This window comes from Nocardioides sp., assembly GCF_047607185.1.
GTDB lineage: Bacteria > Actinomycetota > Actinomycetes > Propionibacteriales > Nocardioidaceae > Nocardioides.
In genome coordinates this window covers 17,224-35,223 of sequence record NZ_JASGDQ010000144.1, presented here as the reverse complement: position 1 = coordinate 35,223, position 18,000 = coordinate 17,224, and the positions used below count along the sequence as shown (strand labels likewise).

The 18,000-nt window shown below is 70.8% G+C and carries 20 protein-coding genes and 1 pseudogene; 10 read left to right on the top strand and 11 right to left on the bottom strand.

Translation table 11 applies throughout. From position 1 onward, the window contains the following. Window position 1: 1 nt before the first annotated feature. From sepH to QM595_RS17615, 5 genes and pseudogenes are all read right to left on the bottom strand, one after another. Window positions 2-961, bottom strand: coding sequence for a septation protein SepH (gene sepH, locus QM595_RS17635; RefSeq protein WP_415172888.1), 960 nt, complete (start codon window positions 959-961; stop codon window positions 2-4). 86 nt (window positions 962-1,047) lie between these two features. Continuing rightward, window positions 1,048-2,004 carry a hypothetical protein gene (locus tag QM595_RS17630; RefSeq protein ID WP_415172887.1) on the bottom strand — a complete coding sequence of 319 codons (957 nt, stop codon included), beginning with the start codon at window positions 2,002-2,004 and terminating at the stop codon, window positions 1,048-1,050. A 124-nt stretch (window positions 2,005-2,128) separates the two neighbouring features. After that, a pseudogene (locus QM595_RS17625) lies at window positions 2,129-2,464 on the bottom strand (sigma factor); the annotation flags it as partial. Window positions 2,465-2,531: 67 nt separating this feature from the next. Continuing rightward, window positions 2,532-3,827 carry a D-arabinono-1,4-lactone oxidase gene (locus tag QM595_RS17620; RefSeq protein ID WP_415172886.1) on the bottom strand — a complete coding sequence of 432 codons (1,296 nt, stop codon included), beginning with the start codon at window positions 3,825-3,827 and terminating at the stop codon, window positions 2,532-2,534. Between the two features lie 9 nt (window positions 3,828-3,836). Then, window positions 3,837-4,958 (bottom strand): hypothetical protein, encoded by a 1,122-nt coding sequence (locus QM595_RS17615; RefSeq protein WP_415172885.1) that lies wholly within the window; start codon window positions 4,956-4,958, stop codon window positions 3,837-3,839. A gap of 106 nt (window positions 4,959-5,064) precedes the next feature. Here QM595_RS17615 and QM595_RS17610 point away from each other — a divergent pair, with 106 nt between their 5' ends. The 3 genes from QM595_RS17610 to QM595_RS17600 all read left to right on the top strand — a co-directional run bounded on the left by QM595_RS17610 (window position 5,065) and on the right by QM595_RS17600 (window position 7,462). Further along, complete coding sequence (locus QM595_RS17610; protein WP_415172884.1) at window positions 5,065-6,198, top strand: ferrochelatase; 1,134 nt, start codon at window positions 5,065-5,067, stop codon at window positions 6,196-6,198. After that, window positions 6,195-7,034 (top strand): inositol monophosphatase family protein, encoded by an 840-nt coding sequence (locus QM595_RS17605; RefSeq protein ID WP_415172883.1) that lies wholly within the window; start codon window positions 6,195-6,197, stop codon window positions 7,032-7,034. Before QM595_RS17610 ends, QM595_RS17605 begins: the two co-directional genes overlap by 4 nt. Window positions 7,035-7,171: 137 nt before the next feature. Beyond that, a complete protein-coding gene (locus QM595_RS17600; protein ID WP_415172882.1) occupies window positions 7,172-7,462 on the top strand; it encodes a DUF4193 domain-containing protein in 291 nt (96 codons plus the stop codon). A gap of 74 nt (window positions 7,463-7,536) precedes the next feature. On the opposite strand, the gene QM595_RS17595 is transcribed toward QM595_RS17600, so the two are convergent. Together QM595_RS17595 and QM595_RS17590 are read right to left on the bottom strand one after the other, a co-directional pair. Then, on the bottom strand, window positions 7,537-7,839 hold the full coding sequence (locus tag QM595_RS17595; protein ID WP_415172881.1) for a DUF4235 domain-containing protein: 303 nt from the start codon (window positions 7,837-7,839) through the stop codon (window positions 7,537-7,539). Between the two features lie 15 nt (window positions 7,840-7,854). After that, window positions 7,855-8,307: a DUF3093 domain-containing protein gene (locus tag QM595_RS17590; protein WP_415172880.1), complete on the bottom strand. Its 453-nt coding sequence runs from the start codon at window positions 8,305-8,307 to the stop codon at window positions 7,855-7,857. A gap of 54 nt (window positions 8,308-8,361) precedes the next feature. Here QM595_RS17590 and dut point away from each other — a divergent pair, with 54 nt between their 5' ends. From dut to QM595_RS17570, 4 genes are read left to right on the top strand one after another with little or no spacing between them, the layout of a single operon-like run. Next, window positions 8,362-8,811 (top strand): dUTP diphosphatase, encoded by a 450-nt coding sequence (gene dut, locus QM595_RS17585; protein WP_415172879.1) that lies wholly within the window; start codon window positions 8,362-8,364, stop codon window positions 8,809-8,811. A gap of 42 nt (window positions 8,812-8,853) precedes the next feature. Next, window positions 8,854-9,492 (top strand): DUF3710 domain-containing protein, encoded by a 639-nt coding sequence (locus tag QM595_RS17580; protein ID WP_415172878.1) that lies wholly within the window; start codon window positions 8,854-8,856, stop codon window positions 9,490-9,492. Beyond that, window positions 9,492-9,842, top strand: coding sequence for an OB-fold nucleic acid binding domain-containing protein (locus QM595_RS17575; RefSeq protein ID WP_415172877.1), 351 nt, complete (start codon window positions 9,492-9,494; stop codon window positions 9,840-9,842). Before QM595_RS17580 ends, QM595_RS17575 begins: the two co-directional genes overlap by 1 nt. After that, window positions 9,839-10,585, top strand: a complete 747-nt coding sequence (locus tag QM595_RS17570; RefSeq protein WP_415172876.1) for a DUF3159 domain-containing protein — start codon at window positions 9,839-9,841, stop codon at window positions 10,583-10,585. Before QM595_RS17575 ends, QM595_RS17570 begins: the two co-directional genes overlap by 4 nt. Window positions 10,586-10,729: 144 nt before the next feature. Here QM595_RS17570 and QM595_RS17565 read toward each other — a convergent pair whose 3' ends face one another. Together QM595_RS17565 and QM595_RS17560 are read right to left on the bottom strand one after the other, a co-directional pair. Then, window positions 10,730-11,398, bottom strand: coding sequence for a potassium channel family protein (locus QM595_RS17565; RefSeq protein ID WP_415172875.1), 669 nt, complete (start codon window positions 11,396-11,398; stop codon window positions 10,730-10,732). Window positions 11,399-11,401: 3 nt separating this feature from the next. Continuing rightward, a complete protein-coding gene (locus tag QM595_RS17560; RefSeq protein WP_415172874.1) occupies window positions 11,402-12,064 on the bottom strand; it encodes a potassium channel family protein in 663 nt (220 codons plus the stop codon). A 59-nt stretch (window positions 12,065-12,123) separates the two neighbouring features. On the opposite strand from QM595_RS17560, the gene QM595_RS17555 reads away from it, so the two are divergent. From QM595_RS17555 to QM595_RS17545, 3 genes are all read left to right on the top strand, one after another. Next, complete coding sequence (locus QM595_RS17555) at window positions 12,124-14,148, top strand: APC family permease (protein ID WP_415172873.1); 2,025 nt, start codon at window positions 12,124-12,126, stop codon at window positions 14,146-14,148. After that, the gene (locus tag QM595_RS17550) at window positions 14,148-15,287 is read left to right on the top strand and encodes a class I SAM-dependent RNA methyltransferase (protein ID WP_415172872.1); all 1,140 of its coding nucleotides are present in this window, start codon (window positions 14,148-14,150) and stop codon (window positions 15,285-15,287) included. The genes QM595_RS17555 and QM595_RS17550 overlap by 1 nt, the downstream gene beginning before the upstream one ends. Window positions 15,288-15,497: 210 nt before the next feature. Further along, a complete protein-coding gene (locus tag QM595_RS17545) occupies window positions 15,498-16,751 on the top strand; it encodes a PGN_0703 family putative restriction endonuclease (protein ID WP_415172909.1) in 1,254 nt (417 codons plus the stop codon). 235 nt (window positions 16,752-16,986) lie between these two features. Here QM595_RS17545 and QM595_RS17540 read toward each other — a convergent pair whose 3' ends face one another. Together QM595_RS17540 and QM595_RS17535 are read right to left on the bottom strand one after the other, a co-directional pair. Continuing rightward, entirely contained in the window at window positions 16,987-17,586 is a 600-nt protein-coding gene (locus QM595_RS17540) for a Fic/DOC family protein (protein ID WP_415172871.1), read from the bottom strand. Window positions 17,587-17,588: 2 nt separating this feature from the next. After that, a complete protein-coding gene (locus QM595_RS17535; protein WP_415172870.1) occupies window positions 17,589-17,774 on the bottom strand; it encodes a hypothetical protein in 186 nt (61 codons plus the stop codon). Window positions 17,775-18,000: the final 226 nt, after the last annotated feature.

Here is an 18,000-nt window from a genome sequence, read left to right as displayed (position 1 = left end):
GCTAGGCGGGATCGTCCGAGCCGCCGCCGAACATGATCTCGTCCCAGGAGGGGACCGAGGCACGTCCGCGCTTCTTCGCGACGGTACGACGAACCGGCGGCTGCTCCTCGACGACCGGCTCGACCGGGTCGGGCTCCGGCTCGGCCTGGCCCTCGGCGTCCGGCTCCGCCGTCGGCTCGAGGAACATCTCCATCGGCTCGTCGACGAGCGGCAGCGGCTCCTCCTCGAACAGCGCCGGCGCGGGGCTGAGCCGACGCTCGCGCGCCTGGGCCAGGTCGTCGCGCACCGATTCAGCGGACTCGGCGTCGGCCAGGTCGCCCACCAGCCAGCGAGCGTCGTCGTTGTCGAGGGAGACGAAGTTGCCCGGCGGGTCGAAGGTGAGCTCCGCCGTACCGCTCCACGCCGGGGTCGAGAACTGTCCGACCACGCTCCACCGGCCGTCGTGACGGCGCCAGGAGTCCCAGGTGACGGCGTCGTGCTCGAGCTCCAGCGCGTCCAGGCGGGCGGCGACCGCATCGCCGAGCACCCGGGGGGTGCCGGCGGCGCCGGGCGCGCGGCGGATGGAGGCGCGCTGGGCGCGCTCGGCCATGTGCTCGCGCTCGCCGATCACGGGTCCGGCGAAGGGCATGATCTTCTCGACGGTGGTGCCAGCAGCCTCGGCAACGGCCTCCGGGCTCTCCCCGGCGCGGATCCGAGCCTGGATGTCGCGGGGTCGCAGGGTGGGTGTGCTCATAGGTCTCTCCTTCGCCGGTGCTCCGCCGCCGCCCCCGGCGGGTCGGAGGCTGGCGTCGAGCGCGACGGTGAACTCGTTGCCGTCGGCGTCGACCAGAGTCAGTCGGGTGCCGTCGCGGCTGAGCGAGACGGGGGTGAGCTGCTGGGGAACGTCAGGGCGTCCGGAGGTGTCGCCAGGTCGCGACACGGCTCCGGCGTCGGTCAGGTCAGGCAACTCTTCGGCAGACATCCTCTGGTCTCTTGCTCGGCTCAGGTTGTCGGTGAGCCTACGCCAGCGTGGGAGCGGATCACGGCTGCCACACCCGGCGTGCCGCACTATCCCAGCTTCTCGCCGACCGGGAAGGCGGCGTGTCCCTCCAAGTCCTGCCAGGGACCGAGATTCGCCGCGGGCCGACAGTCCCCTTGGGGCACGGCACAGGTCAGCAGCTCGGCATCCGCTTTCGGATCCTCCTCTCGCACGGCGATCATCGCGAGCGTGGTGTCGTCGAGCCACTCGTAGCCGGTGGCGAACCAGCGACCGTCCACGTCCATGGTGATCCGGGTGCCGGTGGCCGTGTCGTAGACGGCCGGCTGATCGGCGTCCAGGCTGACCCACCTGCCGGTCGGCGAGATGGTGGCCATCGAGCCGTCGGCGATTTCCCCGTCGAGTGCGCCGAGCCTCACCGCGTCCGCGAAGTCAGCGCCGACCCGGGCGCCGTCGTCGGCCTGGAACAACAGGACCTTTCCGCGGGCGGCGCGGACCGGGTGATGACGCGTCGTGTCGACGACCCTGGTCGCACCGTCGGGGATGTTCACAGCGACGGTGCCTCGCGGATCGTCCCAGTAGGCGGTGTGGCTGTCGAGCGCGTAGAACTGGTCCTGATCGGACGACTTGGCTGCCGGCGCGTCGAAACGCCACGTGGCCCCGTTCGCCAGATCCACGACGATGTACGACGCCTGTCCGCCGCCGGACTCCACCCAGCCGGCGAGGGGTCCGCTCGGGTCGGTCACCAGCCGCGGATACTTCGCCGAGGTGGCGCCGACCTGGTTGACGGAGCCGTTGACGTAGGAGAACACCCGTCCCTGGTTGTCGGCGAAGACGTAGCCCAGCGAGGTGCGGGCGAGGGCCAGGACCGGATGGCCGACGTCATTCGGCTCGCCGCCGACGTACAGGGCGGACCCACGTGCCCAGACCAGCCGGGTGTCGGTCGTGGCTGGGGCGACCTCGTGGGCACGGTCGTCGGGAAGCAGGGCGAGGCTGGTGCCGCCGGCGGCGGCGAGCACGGCGGTCACACCGACGCCGGCGGCGGCCCGGCGACCCAGCAGGCGGCGCCTTCCGGCGCGGGCAAGGGCGGCGGGGTCGGGGACGGGCAGCCTGGCCTCGTCGGCAGCGGCGTGCAGGGTGGCGGGCGGGGAGTCGCTGGAGGCACTCCCAGAGCCAGGCTCGTGCCTCCACGTCGTCGGCGTGACCGGTGGTGGGGCGCTCCGGGAGCGTGTCGCGGGTGTGCTCGTGACTCCAGCGCTTGCGCCGGAACCAGCTGATGGCGGTGGTGGTGATGGCCTTGCGGGCGTAGGCCTCCGCGTTGCCTCGGTCGTGGAGTCGCGGCCAGGCGACGTACACCTTGGTGAGCGCCTCCTGGACCAGGTCCTGGGCGAGGCCGGTGTCACCGACCATGAGATAGGCCGCACGCAGCAGCGCCGGCGACCGGGCGGTGACGAACTCCGCGAACTCGGCCGTGTCGCGTCTGGTCATGGTGCCTCCTGGCTGGGGCCACTGGCCCCGTCACCACCTAGACGCGTTCCGGGCCTCGGAAGGTTCGTCAGGGACCCAGGACCCGGTCGAGATAGGGGTTGGTGAAGACCCGGTGCGGATCGAGCCGGTCGCGCACCGCGAGGAAGTCCTCGAAGCGCGGGTAGGCCGGTGCCAGGTCAGCCTTGGTCCGGGTGTGCACCTTTCCCCAGTGCGGCCGGCCGCCGGCCTCGCGCAGGATCGGCTCCAGCAGCCCGAAGTAGGCCTGGTGAGGCATGTCCCGGTGGGTGTGGAAGGCCAGGTAGAAGGAGTCGCGCCCGGAGGCGGTCGACAGCGGCACGTCCTCGGCCCGGGCCAGCCGCAACTCGACCGGGAACGAGATCCGCAGTCCGGAGGCCTCGATGGCGCGCCGGCACTCCGCCAGGACGTCGAGCCCGGACTCCAGCGGTACGGCGTACTCCATCTCCCGGAACACCACCCGGCGCTCGGCCACGAAGACCCGGTGGGCGAGGTCGGCGTAGGAGCGCGGCGAGAGCAGCGACGCGGCGAGCCGGTTGAGCCGCGGGATCACGGCCGGCCGGTGGTTGGCGCCGGCGGTGAGCGCGCCGAAGAGGGTGTTCTGCAGGAAGTCGTCGTCGAGCCAGGCCCGCCAGGCCGGGAGCGGGTCGAGGGAGTCGAGCCCGACCCGGGTGTTGCGCTTGGTGGCGATCCGGTCGGTGTGCGGGAACCAGTAGGCGTCGACGTGGGCGGCGTCGGCGGTGAGCTCGTCGAAGGAGGCGAGGAAGTCCGCCCACGGCATCGGCCGCTCCACGGCCCGCAGCCCGAAGAGCGGCTCCACGCGGAAGGTGAGCGTCACCAGCACCCCGAGCGCGCCGAGGCCCACCCGGGCCATTTCGTAGACCTCCGGGTGCTCGGTGGCCGAGCAGGAGAGCAGGGTGCCGTCGCCGGTCACCAGGGTGAGGCCGGCGAGCTGCGCGGCCAGGCCGGCGACCCGGCCGCCGGTGCCGTGGGTCCCGGTCGAGACCGCGCCGGCAAGGGTCTGCTCCGCGATGTCGCCCATGTTGTGCAGCGACAGCCCCAGCACCTCCAGACCGGCGTTGAGCGCCTTGAGCTGCGTGCCGGCGTACGCCGTGACGGTCATCGCCTCACGGTCGACCGAGAGGATCCCGGTCATCCCGGCGGGGGAGAGCATCACGTCCACCGGGGCGGCGATCCCGGTGAAGCTGTGCCCGGTGCCGACCATCTTCACCCGACCGCCCGCGCCGGCGGCCTGCGCCACGACCGCGGCGATCTCCTCGGCGGAGCCGGGGGTGAGGACCCGGCGCGGGGTCGCGGACTCCAGTCCCGACCAGTTGTGCCACTCCATGCCGCGAGGCTATCGGTGCAGGCCCCGCTCCTCGAGAGCCTCCTGCCAGCCGTGGGTGCGCGGCAGCATGTCGGCGATCTGCCGCAGCGTCTTCTCCAGCCGCATCGGCGGCTTCTTGACGATGTCGAACTCGACCGCGCAGCGGTGCCAGAGCGCGTCGGCGGCGCCCTTCACCTGTTTCTTCGGCGGCCCGGCGGCGACCTCGGGGGCGGCGGGCGGCGGGGTGGGCACCGGCAGGTCGTCGACCGAGCCGGTCACCCGGTGGCCGGCCATCGCGTCGCGGATCGCCTGGTTGCGGCGAGCGGCGAAGGCGATCCCGCCCTGGTCGAGGGCGGGCCGCCCCTCGGCGTCGCGGCGCGGGAAGAAGGCGTCGCGCACCAGCGGCCGCAGGCCCGGCCGGTAGATGTGGGCGGGATGACCCTGCAAATGACGGTTGAGGCGTCGCAGCACGTCGGCCGAGGCGAAGCCGAGGGAGACGTTGGGGAAGTGGTCCTCGAGGTCGGCCAGATCCCACGGCATCCCGATCGCGGCGGTGAACCGCTTCCAGAGCTCGTCGCGCGGCGCCCCCGGCCGGGGCACGGTGACGACGTCGATCGCGCCGACCACGCCGCCCCAGCGCTCCAGGATCGCGACCACGTCCTGGGCCCGGTTGAACGCCGTCGCGGCACGCGTGTCGGCATCGCCGGGTTGCTGCCGCGCCGGGTCGATCCGGGCGAGGTACGCCGGCCAGGAGTCGGTCCCGAACAGCCGGCAGTAGGACTGCCACTGTGCCGGGATGGCCGCCGCCTGGTCCCGCACCGTGGCGACGACCTGGACCTCCAGGCCGTCGAGCGGCGCCAGGAACGCCTCGATCTGGTGGGGCCTGGCGAAGCTGAGGAACTCCATCGAGACGATCGCCGTCGAGCCGGGCCAGGCCCGCGCCTCCTCGACCAGCGCCCGCCAGTCGGCCTGCTTCGGCGGGCTCTTCGGGGCGGCCAGCACGCGGCGTACCGCCTGGGTCTGCCGCTGGAAGTCGCCCACGTAGTGGAAACCGGCGGCGTCATGTGCCGCCGCGCTGCGCATGAGCACGGACTGTACGAAGCTCGTGCCGGTCTTCATGGTCCCGATGTGCAGGACGAGTCGCTCGGCCACAGGTCTCCTGTCGGGTAGGGGATGTGGTCGCTGACCGACCCTAACCGATCTCTTTACTTCGGGACACCCGTGGGCCACCGGACGGCGGCCCAAATAGGCTGGGTCCATGGTCTCGCCCGACGTCAGCCCGTACGACGCGCTCCTGCTGCTCTCCTTCGGCGGTCCCGAGAAGCCCGAGGACGTGGTGCCGTTCCTGGAGAACGTCACCCGCGGCCGCGGGATCCCGCGGGAGCGGCTGGAGGAGGTGGGCCAGCACTACTTCGGCTTCGGCGGCCGCTCGCCCATCAACGACCAGAACCGTGCCTTCCTGGCCGCGCTGCGCGCCGACCTGGCCGCCGCCGGCATCGACATCGGCGTCTACTGGGGCAATCGCAACTGGGATCCCTATCTCACCGACACGGTGAGACGGTTGGCGGCCGACGGGGTGCGCCGGGCCGCGGTCTTCGCGACCAGCGCCTATGCGTCGTACTCCTCCTGCCGGCAGTACCGCGAGAACCTCTACGACGCCGTCAGCGCCGTGCCGGACGCGCCCCGGCTGGACAAGCTGCGCAACTACTTCAACCATCCCGGCTTCGTGGCCCCGGTCGTCGACGCGGTGCTGGTCGGCCTCGGCGACCTGCCCGGCGACGTCCGCGACGGCGCCCGGCTGGTCTTCGTCACCCACTCGATCCCAACCGCCATGAACGACGCCTCCGGACCGAGGGGCGGCGCCTATCTGGCGCAGCACCTCGACATCGCCGCCGTGGTCACCGCCCGAGTCGCCGAGGTGACGGGGGTCGCGCACGAGCACGAACTGGTCTTCTGCTCCCGGTCCGGGGCCCCGCACATCCCCTGGCTGGAGCCCGACGTCAACGACCGGCTGGAGGAGATCGCCAAGGACGGCGTGCCAGCGGTGGTGCTGGTGCCGGTCGGGTTCGTCTCCGACCATATGGAGGTCGTCTACGACCTGGACACCGAGGCGCTGGCGACGGCCGAGCGGCTCGGCCTGCCGGCCAGCCGGGCCGCGACCCCGGGCGACGACGCCCGGTTCGTGGCCGCGGCACGGGAGCTGCTGCTGGAGCGGGCGGCCGCCGAGCGTGGCGAGCCGGTCGACCGGCCGGCGCTGGGCACGACCGGGCCGCTGTGGGACGTCTGCCCGGCGGGGTGCTGCCGCAACCTCCGAGAGGACCGACCCGCGCTGTGCGGCGCCGACTCGCCGGACGTCATCCGAGCTGGTGGCTCGGGGAGCCGGATCGGATGACGTCCCCGGAGGAGTTGCTGGACCTGGCGCTCAAGGCCGCCCGGGCCGCCGCGGAGCTGGTCCGGGAGCGGGCCGCCGAGGGCGTCACGGTCGCGGCCACCAAGTCCAGCGAGGTCGACGTCGTCACCCAGGCCGATCGCGACAGCGAGGCGCTGATCCGCTCGATCATCGGCGCCGCCCGGCCCGACGACTCCTTCCTCGGCGAGGAGGGTGGGCTCTCCCACGGCACGGCGGCCGGCACCTCGGAGGTGCGCTGGGTGGTCGACCCGATCGACGGCACCGTGAACTTCCTCTACGGCATCCCGCGCTACGCCGTCTCGATCGCCGCCGAGCTGGCCCGTCCCGGAGGCGAGCCCGAGGTCGAGCCCAGCGTGGTGGTCGGCGTGGTGATCGACGTGCCGCACGGCATCGAGTTCACCGCCCGACGCACCGACGACGGCATCGTGGCGCGCCGCGACAACAAGCCGGTCCGGGTCCGCGAGCGGGCGCCGCTGGGTCAGCGGCTGCTCGCCACCGGCTTCAACTACGACGCCGACCTGCGCCGGGCACAGGCCGAGGCGCTGGTCCGGCTGCTGCCCCGGGTGCGCGACGTACGACGGGCGGGAGCCGCCGCGCTGGACATCTGCGACGTCGCCGCCGGCCGGGTCGACGGCTACTTCGAGGAGGGTGTCCACCCCTGGGACTACGCCGCCGCCAGCCTGGTGGCCCGAGGCGCCGGCGCCCGGTTCGAGATCGTCACCGGGGCCGGTGGCGCGCCGCTGGTGATCTGTGCGCCCGAGCACGGTTTCGACGAGACCCGTGAGGCCCTCGTCCAATCGGGGTACATGCGGGAATAGCAGGCTCCCGGCAGGTGTTTGCCGGTCCGGTGTGCGGACTCCCGGCGCCATGGTGCACAATCTCGGCCCGACGGCCGGGTGTCGGGGTCGGCCGGTGGGACAGGAGCCTGTCCCGGGACGAGAAGGAGTGATGACGCATGGCGACTGACTACGACGCCCCGCGCAAGACGGAAGAAGAGCAGTCCGAAGAGAGCATCGAAGAGCTCAAGGCGCGCCGTCACGACAAGAACTCGGGCAAGGTCGACGAGGACGAGGCGGAAGCCGCCGAGTCATTCGAGCTGCCCGGCGCGGACCTCTCTCACGAGGAGCTCGCGGTCGAGGTGAAGCCCAAGCAGGAGGACGAGTTCACCTGCATGAGCTGCTTCCTGGTGCACCACCGGTCGCAGCTGGCCGACGCCAAGAAGATGATCTGCAAGGACTGCGCGTAGCGCCCGCCTCGCGATACCCGCGCGCTGCCCGCCTTGGCATCGCACGCGTCTCGCGACGCGGGCATCTGCGCGACCTACTTGCCGTCCTTGGCGAGCTGCGGGGGGAGTTGCCCGACAGACCTGACGTAGTAGTTGGCGGCGCGTCGCTGCGCGAGCATCCGGGCCAGCGCGACGGCGGCGCCGGTGGCGGCGGCCCAGGTGACCGCCTCCCACATCGCGACGTCGGGGTCGGCCGGGTTGGCGGGTGGCTTGCGCCCGGTCGCGGCCTGCCAGCCCTTGTCGAGGACCGTCTTCGACAGTCGGGCGGCGCCGACCGCCGAGACCAGCGACATCACCGCCCAGACCTTTGACCCCTTGGGAGCCTTCGACTTCGCCATGACCCAACCTTAGCCTCAGCGAGGCAGCAGGTTCAGCGTCTCCGCCAGGCCCTCGGGATGGCGGGTCGAGACCAGCCAGTACGGCGTCGGGTCGGCGGGGTCGTCGATCTCGACCCGCACCGCGCGCTTGAGGTAGGGCCGCAGCAGCAGGTAGGCGCGGGCGTTGGCCTCGACGCCGGCGGTGCGCCGGGTGGCCTCCTCGTCGAGTGGCTCGGCCCGGCCCAGATAGGCCGCCTCGATCCGCGCCGTACCTGCCCGGAAGACGCCGTCGGCCACCGTCACCCGCGCCGAGCCGTAGGCGGCGAAGGAGAGCGCCAGCAGGCCGAGCGCCGCGACGGTCACCGACCAGGCCCACAGCGGAGGCATCGCCACCACGACGGCCAGCCACAGCGTGGCCACGAACATCACGCCCTGCACCCACCACCGCAACGGCACCGTCAGGCGCTCGTCGTACGTCGTGGTGGTCATGGTGGGGACAGTCTCCCATCCGGTCCCAGCCGTCTCGGGATAGGGTCTGCGTCCGTGACCGTTGACCCGATCGACGTCCAGATCCTGCGGCTCGACCCCGACCTGCCGCTGCCGGCCTACGCCAAGCCGGGCGACGCCGGTGCCGACCTGATGACCACCGTCGACCTACGACTGGCGCCGGGGGAGCGGGCGCTGGTGCCGACCGGGGTCGCCATCGCGCTGCCGGAGGGCTTCGTGGCGCTGGTCCACCCGCGCTCCGGGCTCGCCGCCCGGCACGGCCTGTCCATCGTCAACACCCCGGGCACCGTCGACGCCGGCTACCGCGGCGAGATCAAGGTGCTGCTGGTCAACCACGACCTGACCGAGCCGGTCGAGCTGCGCCGGGGGGACCGGATCGCGCAGCTGGTCGTGCAGCGGGTCGAGCAGGCTCGCTTCATCGAGGTGACGGCGCTTCCGGAGTCGGCACGTGGCGCGGGAGGATACGGTTCTACTGGCGGGTTCTGATCCGTCCAGGACCGCCCCGACCAACCTGAGGAAGACCGATCCGTGAAGTTCCGCCGCAAGTCCGAGGCCGTCACCGCCCAGGAAGGGCAGACCGAGGATGCCTCGGCCGCCGAGCCGGGTCGGATCCCGGCCGAGGGTCCGTTCGATGCCGATGACGTCCCCGAGTCCGAGGCCGGCGTGGAGCGGGTCGACCTCGGCTCGCTGTTGGTCGCCCCGCTGGCCGGCCGCGAGCTGCGGCTGCAGGTCGACGAGCGCAGCGGCGTGGTCCAGGCGGTGCTGATCGCCGCCCAGGACGGTGCGCTGGAGCTGCGGGCCTTCGCGGCGCCTCGCAGCGGCGACCTGTGGAGCGAGATCCGGCCGCAGCTGGCTGCCGACGTCGCCCGGCGCGGCGGCCAGGCCACCGAGCGGGAGGGACGCTGGGGCACCGAGCTGTTGGCGCAGCTCCCGGTCAAGATGCCCGACGGAAACACCGGCACCCAGGTCTCCCGGATCATCGGCGTCAACGGCCCGCGCTGGCTGCTGCGGGCCACTCTGCTCGGCCGGCCCGCCGTCGACGAGGCCTATGGCAAGGCGTGGGAGGACGGCATCACCGGTGTCGTCGTACGTCGCGGCAGCGAGGCCAAGCCGGTCGGCGAGGCGCTTCCGCTGACGCTGCCCCCGGGTGCGAAGAAGTCGGGCTGATGGGCCTTCTTGAGCGGATCGGCAACTGGGCCAACCAGGCGGGCCAGGAGGCCCGGGACATGCGGACGGCCTATGAGGCCAAGGACGTGCACTGCATCGCCGAGGCCCCCGACCGCCAGCCGGTGCGGCTGCGCGGCGTGCTGCGCACCGTCACGCTGCGGCCGCGCGGCGGCGTGCCGGCGCTGGAGGCCGAGCTCTTCGACGGCACCGGTACGCTGATGGTGGTCTGGCTGGGCCGCCGCCGCATCGCCGGCGTCACCCCGGGCCGGTCGGTCCAGGTCGCCGGCCGCATCGGCGTGCACGACGGCGTCCGCACCCTCTACAACCCGCGCTATGAGCTGATGCCATGACCGAGACCTCCGGGGACGCCGTGCCGCGGCACGATGCCGCCGTCGAGACGGTCGAGGCCGTCGTACGACGGCAGATGGCGCAGTCGCTGGGGGGCCGGCGCGGCATGATCGAGGCCGGCGTACCCGGCTTCGGCTTCACCATCTGTTGGCTGCTCACCAAGGACCTGCGGCTCTCGCTGATACTCGCCGGCTCGGTCGCGGTCGTCATGCTGGCGATCCGGCTGGTGCAGCGCTCCACGGTGCAGTACGTCGTCAATGCGATCGTCGGCATCGGCATCGGCTGGCTGTTCATCCGCTGGGCGGCCTCCACCGGTGGCTCGGAGTCGGAGCAGGCGCTGGCGTTCTTCCTGCCCGGCATCCTGTGGAGCGGCGTCTACACCGTCGTGATGGTCTGCTCGATCGTGATCGGCTGGCCGTTCATCGGGTTCATGGTCGGCTCGGTCAGCGGCGACCCGACCGCCTGGCACGAGGACAAGCAGATCGTGCGGCTGTGCAGCCGGCTCACCTGGCTGTTCCTCGCGCCCGGCGCCATCGGCGTGGCGCTGCAGGGGCCGGTCTATCTGCTGGGCCATGCCGGCGCGATCCACGCCGACACCGCCGTCGCCGTCATCGGGGTGCTCCGGCTCGGCCTGGGCTGGGTGCTCCGGATCGCCTCCTGGGGCGCCATGGTCTGGCTGCTCGCCCGCAACGCCACCCCCGTGGAGCGCCGAGAGGTCCCTGATTGCCCCCCGAGAGGTCCCTGATTGCCCCTCGAGAGGTCTCGACCTGTCCTGGAGGAGTGCAGCCCGGGAGGTTAGTTTGGGCCCGCTCGGGGTCCCAGGCGTGTCAGTTTGAGCCCGGTCACCGGGTAGTGCGTGTCAGTTTGCGACTGGTCGCGGAGGGGGTGCTCAGCCGTGCTCGGTGGGGGCGAGCAGCTTCTCCAGCTCGTCCTCGTGCTCGGCGGGGATCACGAAGAGGAGCTCGTCGCCCGACTCCACCGGCTGCTCCGGGTCGGGGGTGTAGACCAGGCCGTCGCGCAGGATGGTGACCAGCGCGCAGTTCTCGGGCAGCGGGATGAGACCGGCCTGCTTGCCGACGTAGGGGCTGTCGGCGGGGAGGGTGATCTCCACCAGGTTGGCGTTGCCCTGCCGGAAGGTGAACAGCCGGACCAGATCGCCGACGGTGACCGCCTCCTCGACCAGCGCCGACATGATCCGCGGGGTGGAGACGTTGACGTCGACGCCCCAGGCCTCGGTGAACAGCCACTCGTTGTTGGGGTGGTTGACCCGGCCCACGGTGCGCGGCACCCCGAACTCGGTCTTGGCCAGCAGCGAGGCGACCAGGTTGGCCTTGTCGTCGCCGGTGGCGGCGATGACCACGTCGCAGCGGTCGAGCCGGGCCTCCTCCAGCGAGGACAGCTCACAGCAGTCGGCCAGCAGCCACTCCGCGTCGGGCACCCGCTCGGGTTTGATGGAGTCGGGGTCCTTGTCGATGAGCAGGACCTCGTGGCCGTTGGTGATCAGCTCGCGGGCGATGGAACGGCCCACGGCCCCGGCTCCGGCGATGGCGACTCTCATCTCTCATGCCTCCGAGGGTCCGTGGGCGATGACCTGGTAGGCGTGCTGCGCGTTCTCCTCGCGCATCACCAGGTGGAGCAGGTCGCCCTCTTGGATGACGCTGTCCCGGCTGGGCAGTACGCCCTCGCCGAGCCGGTCGATCCACGCGATCCGGGACTTGGACTGCTCCTGGAAGTCGACGGTGCGCTGCCCGATCCAGGCCTCGGTGACCGGCACCTGGTCGAGCCGAATGGTGCCCGACGGGTCGCGGTAGTCGGGCTCGGCGCCCGCGGGCAACAGCCGGCGTAGCACCTGGTCGGCGGTCCACTTCACCGTTGCCACCGTGGTGATGCCCAGCCGTTGGTAGACCTCGGCGCGGCCGGGGTCGTAGATCCGGGCGACGACCTGCTGGATCCCGAACGTCTCGCGCGCCACCCGAGCGGCGATGATGTTGGAGTTGTCGCCGCTCGAGACGGCCGCGAAGGCGTCGGCCCGCTTGATGCCGGCCTTGAGCAGCACCTCCTGGTCGAAGCCGACCCCGGTGATCTTGTCGCCGTTGAAGCCCGGCCCGAGCCGCCGGAAGGCGTCGGGCTCGCTGTCGACGACCGAGACCGTGTGGTTGCGGTCCTCCAGGCTCCGGGCGAGGGTGGAGCCGACCCGGCCGCACCCCATGATCACAACGTGCACGCGCCCACCGTAGCCGCTGATCGGCATGGAAGCGGGAACGTGCCGTAGCGTTCTCCCTCGTGGGTGTCGGTGACGTCTCGAAACGCATCCTGCTGGGACGCAAGCTGCGCAGCTCCCAGCTGGGGGAGACGTTGCTTCCCAAGCGGATCGCGCTGCCGGTGTTCGCCAGCGATGCGCTCTCCTCGGTGGCCTACGCTCCCGACGAGGTCTTCATCATGCTGTCGCTGGCCGGCGCGTCGGCCTACGTCTGGTCGTGGAAGATCGCGGTCGCGGTCGCGCTGGTGATGTTGGCGGTCATCGCCTCCTACCGGCAGACCGTGCACGCCTACCCCTCGGGAGGCGGCGACTACGAGGTCGCCACGGTCAACCTGGGCGCCCGGGCCGGGATGACCGTCGCCAGCGCCCTCATCGTCGACTACATGCTGACCGTGGCCGTCTCGATCTCCTCCGGAGCGCAGTACGCCGCCTCGGCGATCCCGGCGCTGCGCGGACACGAGACGACGGTGGCGGTCGTCATGGTCGCGCTGCTGACCGCGCTCAACCTGCGCGGTATCCGGGAGGCCGGCAAGGCGTTCGCGGTGCCGACGTACGCCTTCATGGTCGCCATCATCGGCATGTGCGGCTACGGCTTCGCCCGGCTGCTGGCCGGAGATCTCCCCGAAGCCGAGAGCGCCTCTCTCGACATCACCCCCGACCAGGGCATGGAGCACCCGCTCACCACCATCGCGCTGATCTTCCTGCTGGCGCGGGCGTTCTCGTCCGGTTGTGCGGCGCTGACCGGCGTCGAGGCGATCTCCAACGGCGTGCCGGCGTTCCGGCGCCCCAAGTCGAGGAACGCCGCCACCACGCTGCTGCTGCTCGCGCTGATCGCCGTCACGATGATGGTCAGCGTCATCGTGCTCGCCAAGCAGATGGGGGTACGGCTGGTCGACCCGCACCACCTCGGCCGGCTCACCGAGAACGGCGTACCGGTCGGCGACGACTACCAGCAGCACACCGCCATCGCGCAGATCGCCAGGGCGGTCTTCGACGGCTTCCCGCCGGGCTTCTACGTCGTGGTCGTGGTCACCGGCATCATCCTGGTGCTGGCCGCCAACACCGCCTTCAACGGCTTCCCGGTGCTCGGCTCGATCCTGGCCCGCGACGGCTTCGCCCCGCGGGCGCTGGGCTCGCGCGGCGACCGGCTCGCCTACAGCAACGGCATCCTGTTCCTGGCGTTCTTCTCCATCGTGCTGATCGTGGCCTTCCACGCCGAGACGACCCGGCTGATCCAGCTCTACATCGTCGGCGTCTTCGTCTCCTTCAACCTCTCCCAGCTCGGCATGATCCGGCACTGGACCCGGGCGCTGGCCACTGAGCGCGACGTCAACCGGCGCCGCAAGATGCAGCAGTCGCGGCTGATCAACACCATCGGGCTGACCTTCACCGCGGTGGTCCTCGTCGTCGTCATCCTCACCAAGCTCCTGGCGGGCGCCTGGATCACCATCCTGGCGATGATCGCGCTGTTCGTGCTGATGCGCCGGATCCGCCGGCACTACGACCGGGTCGAGGCCGAGCTGCGGGCCGGTGACGAGGACAAGGTGATGCCCACCAGGGTCCACGCCATGGTGCTGGTCTCGAAGCTCCACAAGCCGACGCTGCGGGCCCTCGCCTATGCCCGCGCCACCCGGCCCAACGTACTGGAGGCGGTGACCGTCTCCATCGACGACGCCACAACCGCGAGGCTGCTGGAGGAGTGGGACCAGCGGCACTTCGACATGCCGCTGAAGGTGCTGCACTCGCCCTACCGGCAGGTCGCCAAGCCGATCGTCGACTACGTCTCGGCGATCCGCACCGCCAACCCGCGCGGCGTGGTGGCCGTCTACATCCCGGAGTACGTCGTGGGGCGCTGGTGGGAGCAGATCCTGCACAACCAGTCCGCCCTGCGGCTCAAGGCCCGGCTGCTGTTCACGCCCGGCGTCATGGTCATCTCGGTGCCCTACCAGCTCTCCTCGTCGATCGACCGCAAGCCGGAGGACTGGGTCCGGCCCGGCGTGCGGATGGGCGTCGCCGAGGAGCGCCGCGGCCGCCAGGTCGGCCGCTGATGTCGCGCCGGGCTCGGTCCCGGCCGCCCCGCGGCAGGTCCCGCGTCGGCGAGCGCTTCGAGGCGGTCGTCGGACCGGTCGCGCACGGTGGTCACTTCGTGGTGCGCTACCCCGACGGCGACCGGGACCGGGTGGTGTTCGTGCGCCACGCGCTGCCCGGCGAGCGGGTGGTCGTGGAGGTCACCGAGGGTACCGACGGCGACCGCTTCTGGCGCGGCGACGCGGTCGCCGTACTGGAGCCCTCGCCAGATCGGGTGGAACCACCGTGCCCCTACGCCGGTCCCGGCCGCTGCGGCGGCTGCGACTTCCAGCACGTCGCGCTGCCGGCCCAGCGGGCCCTGAAGACCCAGGTCGTGCGCGAGCAGCTCGCCCGGCTGGCCGGGATCGACGCCGACGTCGTCGTCGAGCCGGTGCCGGGCGATCCCGACGTCACCGCCGGGCTGCGCTGGCGGACTCGGCAGTCCTACGCCCGCACGACGTCAGGCGGACGGGGCATGCGCTTGCACAGATCGCATGACGTCATCCCCGTCGACGACTGCCTGATCGCTGCCCGCGACGCCCGCGAGCCGGGGCCCGGCACGGTCACCGAGCACGTCCTCGGCCGGCCCTTCACCGTCGCCGCCGACGGCTTCTGGCAGGTCCACCCCACCGCTCCCGAGACGCTGGTGACCGAGGTGCTCCGCGTGCTCGACCCCGCTCCCGGCGACACCGTCCTCGACCTGTACGCCGGCGTCGGGCTGTTCGCCGCCTTCCTGACCGACCGGGTCGGGCCGGCCGGCCGCGTGGTGGCGGTGGAGGGGGACCGCCGCGCCAGCGAGCTGTCGCGACGCAATGTGCCGGCGGCTGAGATCACCGCCGGCGACGTCGCCGAGGTGCTGCGGACGTCGTACCGCGACGGGTTCGATCTCGTCGTCCTCGACCCGCCCCGAGAGGGCGCCCGGCGCGCGGTCGTGGAGCAGGTGGCGGCACGCTCGCCTCGCAAGGTCGCCTATGTCGCCTGCGACCCGGCGGCGCTGGCCCGTGACCTGGCGATCTTTGCCGAGCACGGCTACCGCACCACGAGCCTGCGCGGCTTCGACCTCTTCCCGATGACGCACCACGTCGAATGCGTCGCTCTGCTGACGGGAAACCGGCTCTGACCTGAAGCTCCTATCGATCGCCGCTTGACGATCTATAGGAGTTTCAGGTCACAGGCCGTTCGAGAGGGCGCCCCTCCGAAAGTTGGAAAACCTGTCGCGGAGCCGCTTGCGCGCGCCGAAATCACAGGAGGAGAGGCGCATGTCTCGGGACATCAGATCGGAAGGTTCGCCTGGTTTCTGTCGGCGCTGGTCAATAGACTCGTGCCCGTGATGTTGCTTCGCTCGAACGTGCCGATGGGGGTTCATGTTTGGCGGGATACGCCCGGCGGTCCGGTGGTGGCGGCGGCAGCCGTCTGGGACACCGGCTTCGACTGGTGCGGCTGCGAGGGGAGCCCGCCGCCCGCTGACTTCGCGGAGCTGGCTGCTCGTCCGGGCCGCGAGCTGTTCTTCGTCTACGACGACGAGAAGAGCGAATGGGGCGGGCTGCCTGGCGCGGCATTCTTGGAGGCCATCGTGTCGTCGGGGCTCACTGAGCCCGGTCGTCTGGTCGGCTTTGGATTCCCCAGCGGCAACACTGTCTCGATCCCGTCCGTCGAGCCGATGGACATGGATCGACCAGGAGCCCGCTGGTTGAGCCCGGCCTGGGATGATCCCGCGATCTTCCCGGCCAACGAACCCTCCCGGATAGCGAAGTACCGACGCCACCAGTCGTGGTACCGCGAGTGTGTGCTCCAGGCCGCACCAGGCAAGTTCATGACCTATGACCCGCTTGGAAGCTACCTGCATGAGGAGGCTGTCTCAGCGAACCCGTCACTCAACTTCCTGACGGCCGAGGCCGAGGCGCACGCGGTCGAGCGAGCGGCGGTCGTCAAGGCGGAGGGCGGAGCTCTCGACCCTGTACGCGTGCGTCGGAATCTCCTGTCGAGCATGCCGCTGTGCTTCAACCTTTTCGGGTCACTGCGAGGCGAGCCGGCGTTCCTGACGTTGTTCCAGCGGGTCTTCGACCCGGCAGCGATGCGGATCGTTGACGTCATCTGTGAGTACGCACCGCAGCCGCCCGAGGCGTATCTGGCAGACCGGACCGCATTCGATGCCGTCGTCTTCTACGAGACCGCCGACGGTCCCAGGTTCATGGGGATCGAGACCAAGTACACCGAGCCATTCAGCGCCAAGGAGTACGAGTCCGAGCGCTACGACACCGTGACCGCGAAGTCAGGCTGGTTCACGGACGGGGACACAGCACCGCGCGTGCTGAAGGGCAGCAAGTCCAACCAACTTTGGCGCAACCTGATGCTCGCAGCTTCTGTGGAGCTGTCCGGATGCAATGGCCAGGGCTCCGTCGCCGTCGTCGCTCTGGAGGACGACCCAGGTGCAACGAAGGCAATCACGATCCTGCGAGATCACCTCGCCGATCAGAATCGGCTGGTCTGGGCGCCTATAGAGGGTCTTCTCGACGCCGCCGACTCCATTCCTGAACTGGCGGAGTGGAGCCTCGCCTTCCGCCTGCGTTACGTCGGTCGCTGAGTGGGACGTTCTGCGTGGTCATCGCCGGGCACCTCCTCACCTGATTCTCGCGCCGAGCGCGTGCGGGGGCGGGGCATTATGAGCGCAGGGTCCGAAATCGACGTCGGCGCAGGTCAGCGGCCACACGAGCGACTCTTCGGGAGCCGAGCAGGTGCGGGATGGCCGCCACGAGCTCGTCGGGGAGTGGATGGAGAGTGTCATGCACAACAGGTGTGCAGCACGGGAACGTGATCAGCTACGTGAGCGGACCGACGATCTCGTGGAATATCGCGATGAGAGGTCCGAGATCCTGGGTCTCGGAGGCGACCCGCGAGGCGCGGTCGTTGACTTCGCCAGTGACGGAAAGCCAAGTCAACTGCCAGCCGGCATTCCTTGCGACGCGGTCCCAGAATGCGCGTTGCGTGCGACCGTTGCCCTCTCGGAAGGGGTGGATGTAGTTGAGCTGGTCGTAGTGGTGAGCCAGGCGGGCGATGAAGGTGTCGCGGTCCATGCCGCGTAGGAAGTTGTCCTCGGCCAGCTCGCCTGCTGCGAAGCCCGCTGCGCGTTCGATCAGGGACACCGGTACGAAGTACTCCGAGCCCTCGACGTTCTTCCGGATGTCCACCGTGCGGAGTTGGCCCGCCCAGTCGTAGACGTCGGCGAAGAGGTAGCGGTGGATGGCGCGCAGCTCGGTGAGGTCGCTGGTCCGTTTGATCGGTTGCTTCGGCAGGTCGACGGTGCGGGCTTCGACGAGGTCTGCCTCGATCTGGTCGAGTGCTTCCTGGGTGGTTGCGGCGACGAGGTTGCGCAGGATTCCTGTCGCGGGGTCGACGTAGGGGTCGACGAAGTCGGCCAAGATCAGTCGAGCTTGTAGCGCGCGCGGGCTCGGGCAACGAGTTCGGCGGAGTCGATCTTGCCTGCAACGTAGGCGGCAGAGTCGGACACGGCAGCCTCGGAGACGGTGAGGCCCTCCATCTCGGCACTGTGGATGGCCTCAGCAACCGCGCGCTCGCGTTCGATGCGTTCGCTCTTCGTGACAGTCACGGGGACCTCCTTCGCGTCAGACCTCTTGGCATGATTCTATCGTGCGGCGGGCTGCCCCACCGAAACCTGTGCTCGTTTGCGACCGTCGGTGCCTGCCGACAGGAGGGCTCGGAATGGGCTCGCTTTGATTCGCAAGCCCCCGCAAGCGGCGACCGACGAGCGCAGGTTCTGAAATCGGCATCGTCGCAGGTCAGTTCGTGTTTTCGGCCGCTGATCGCAGCCGAAC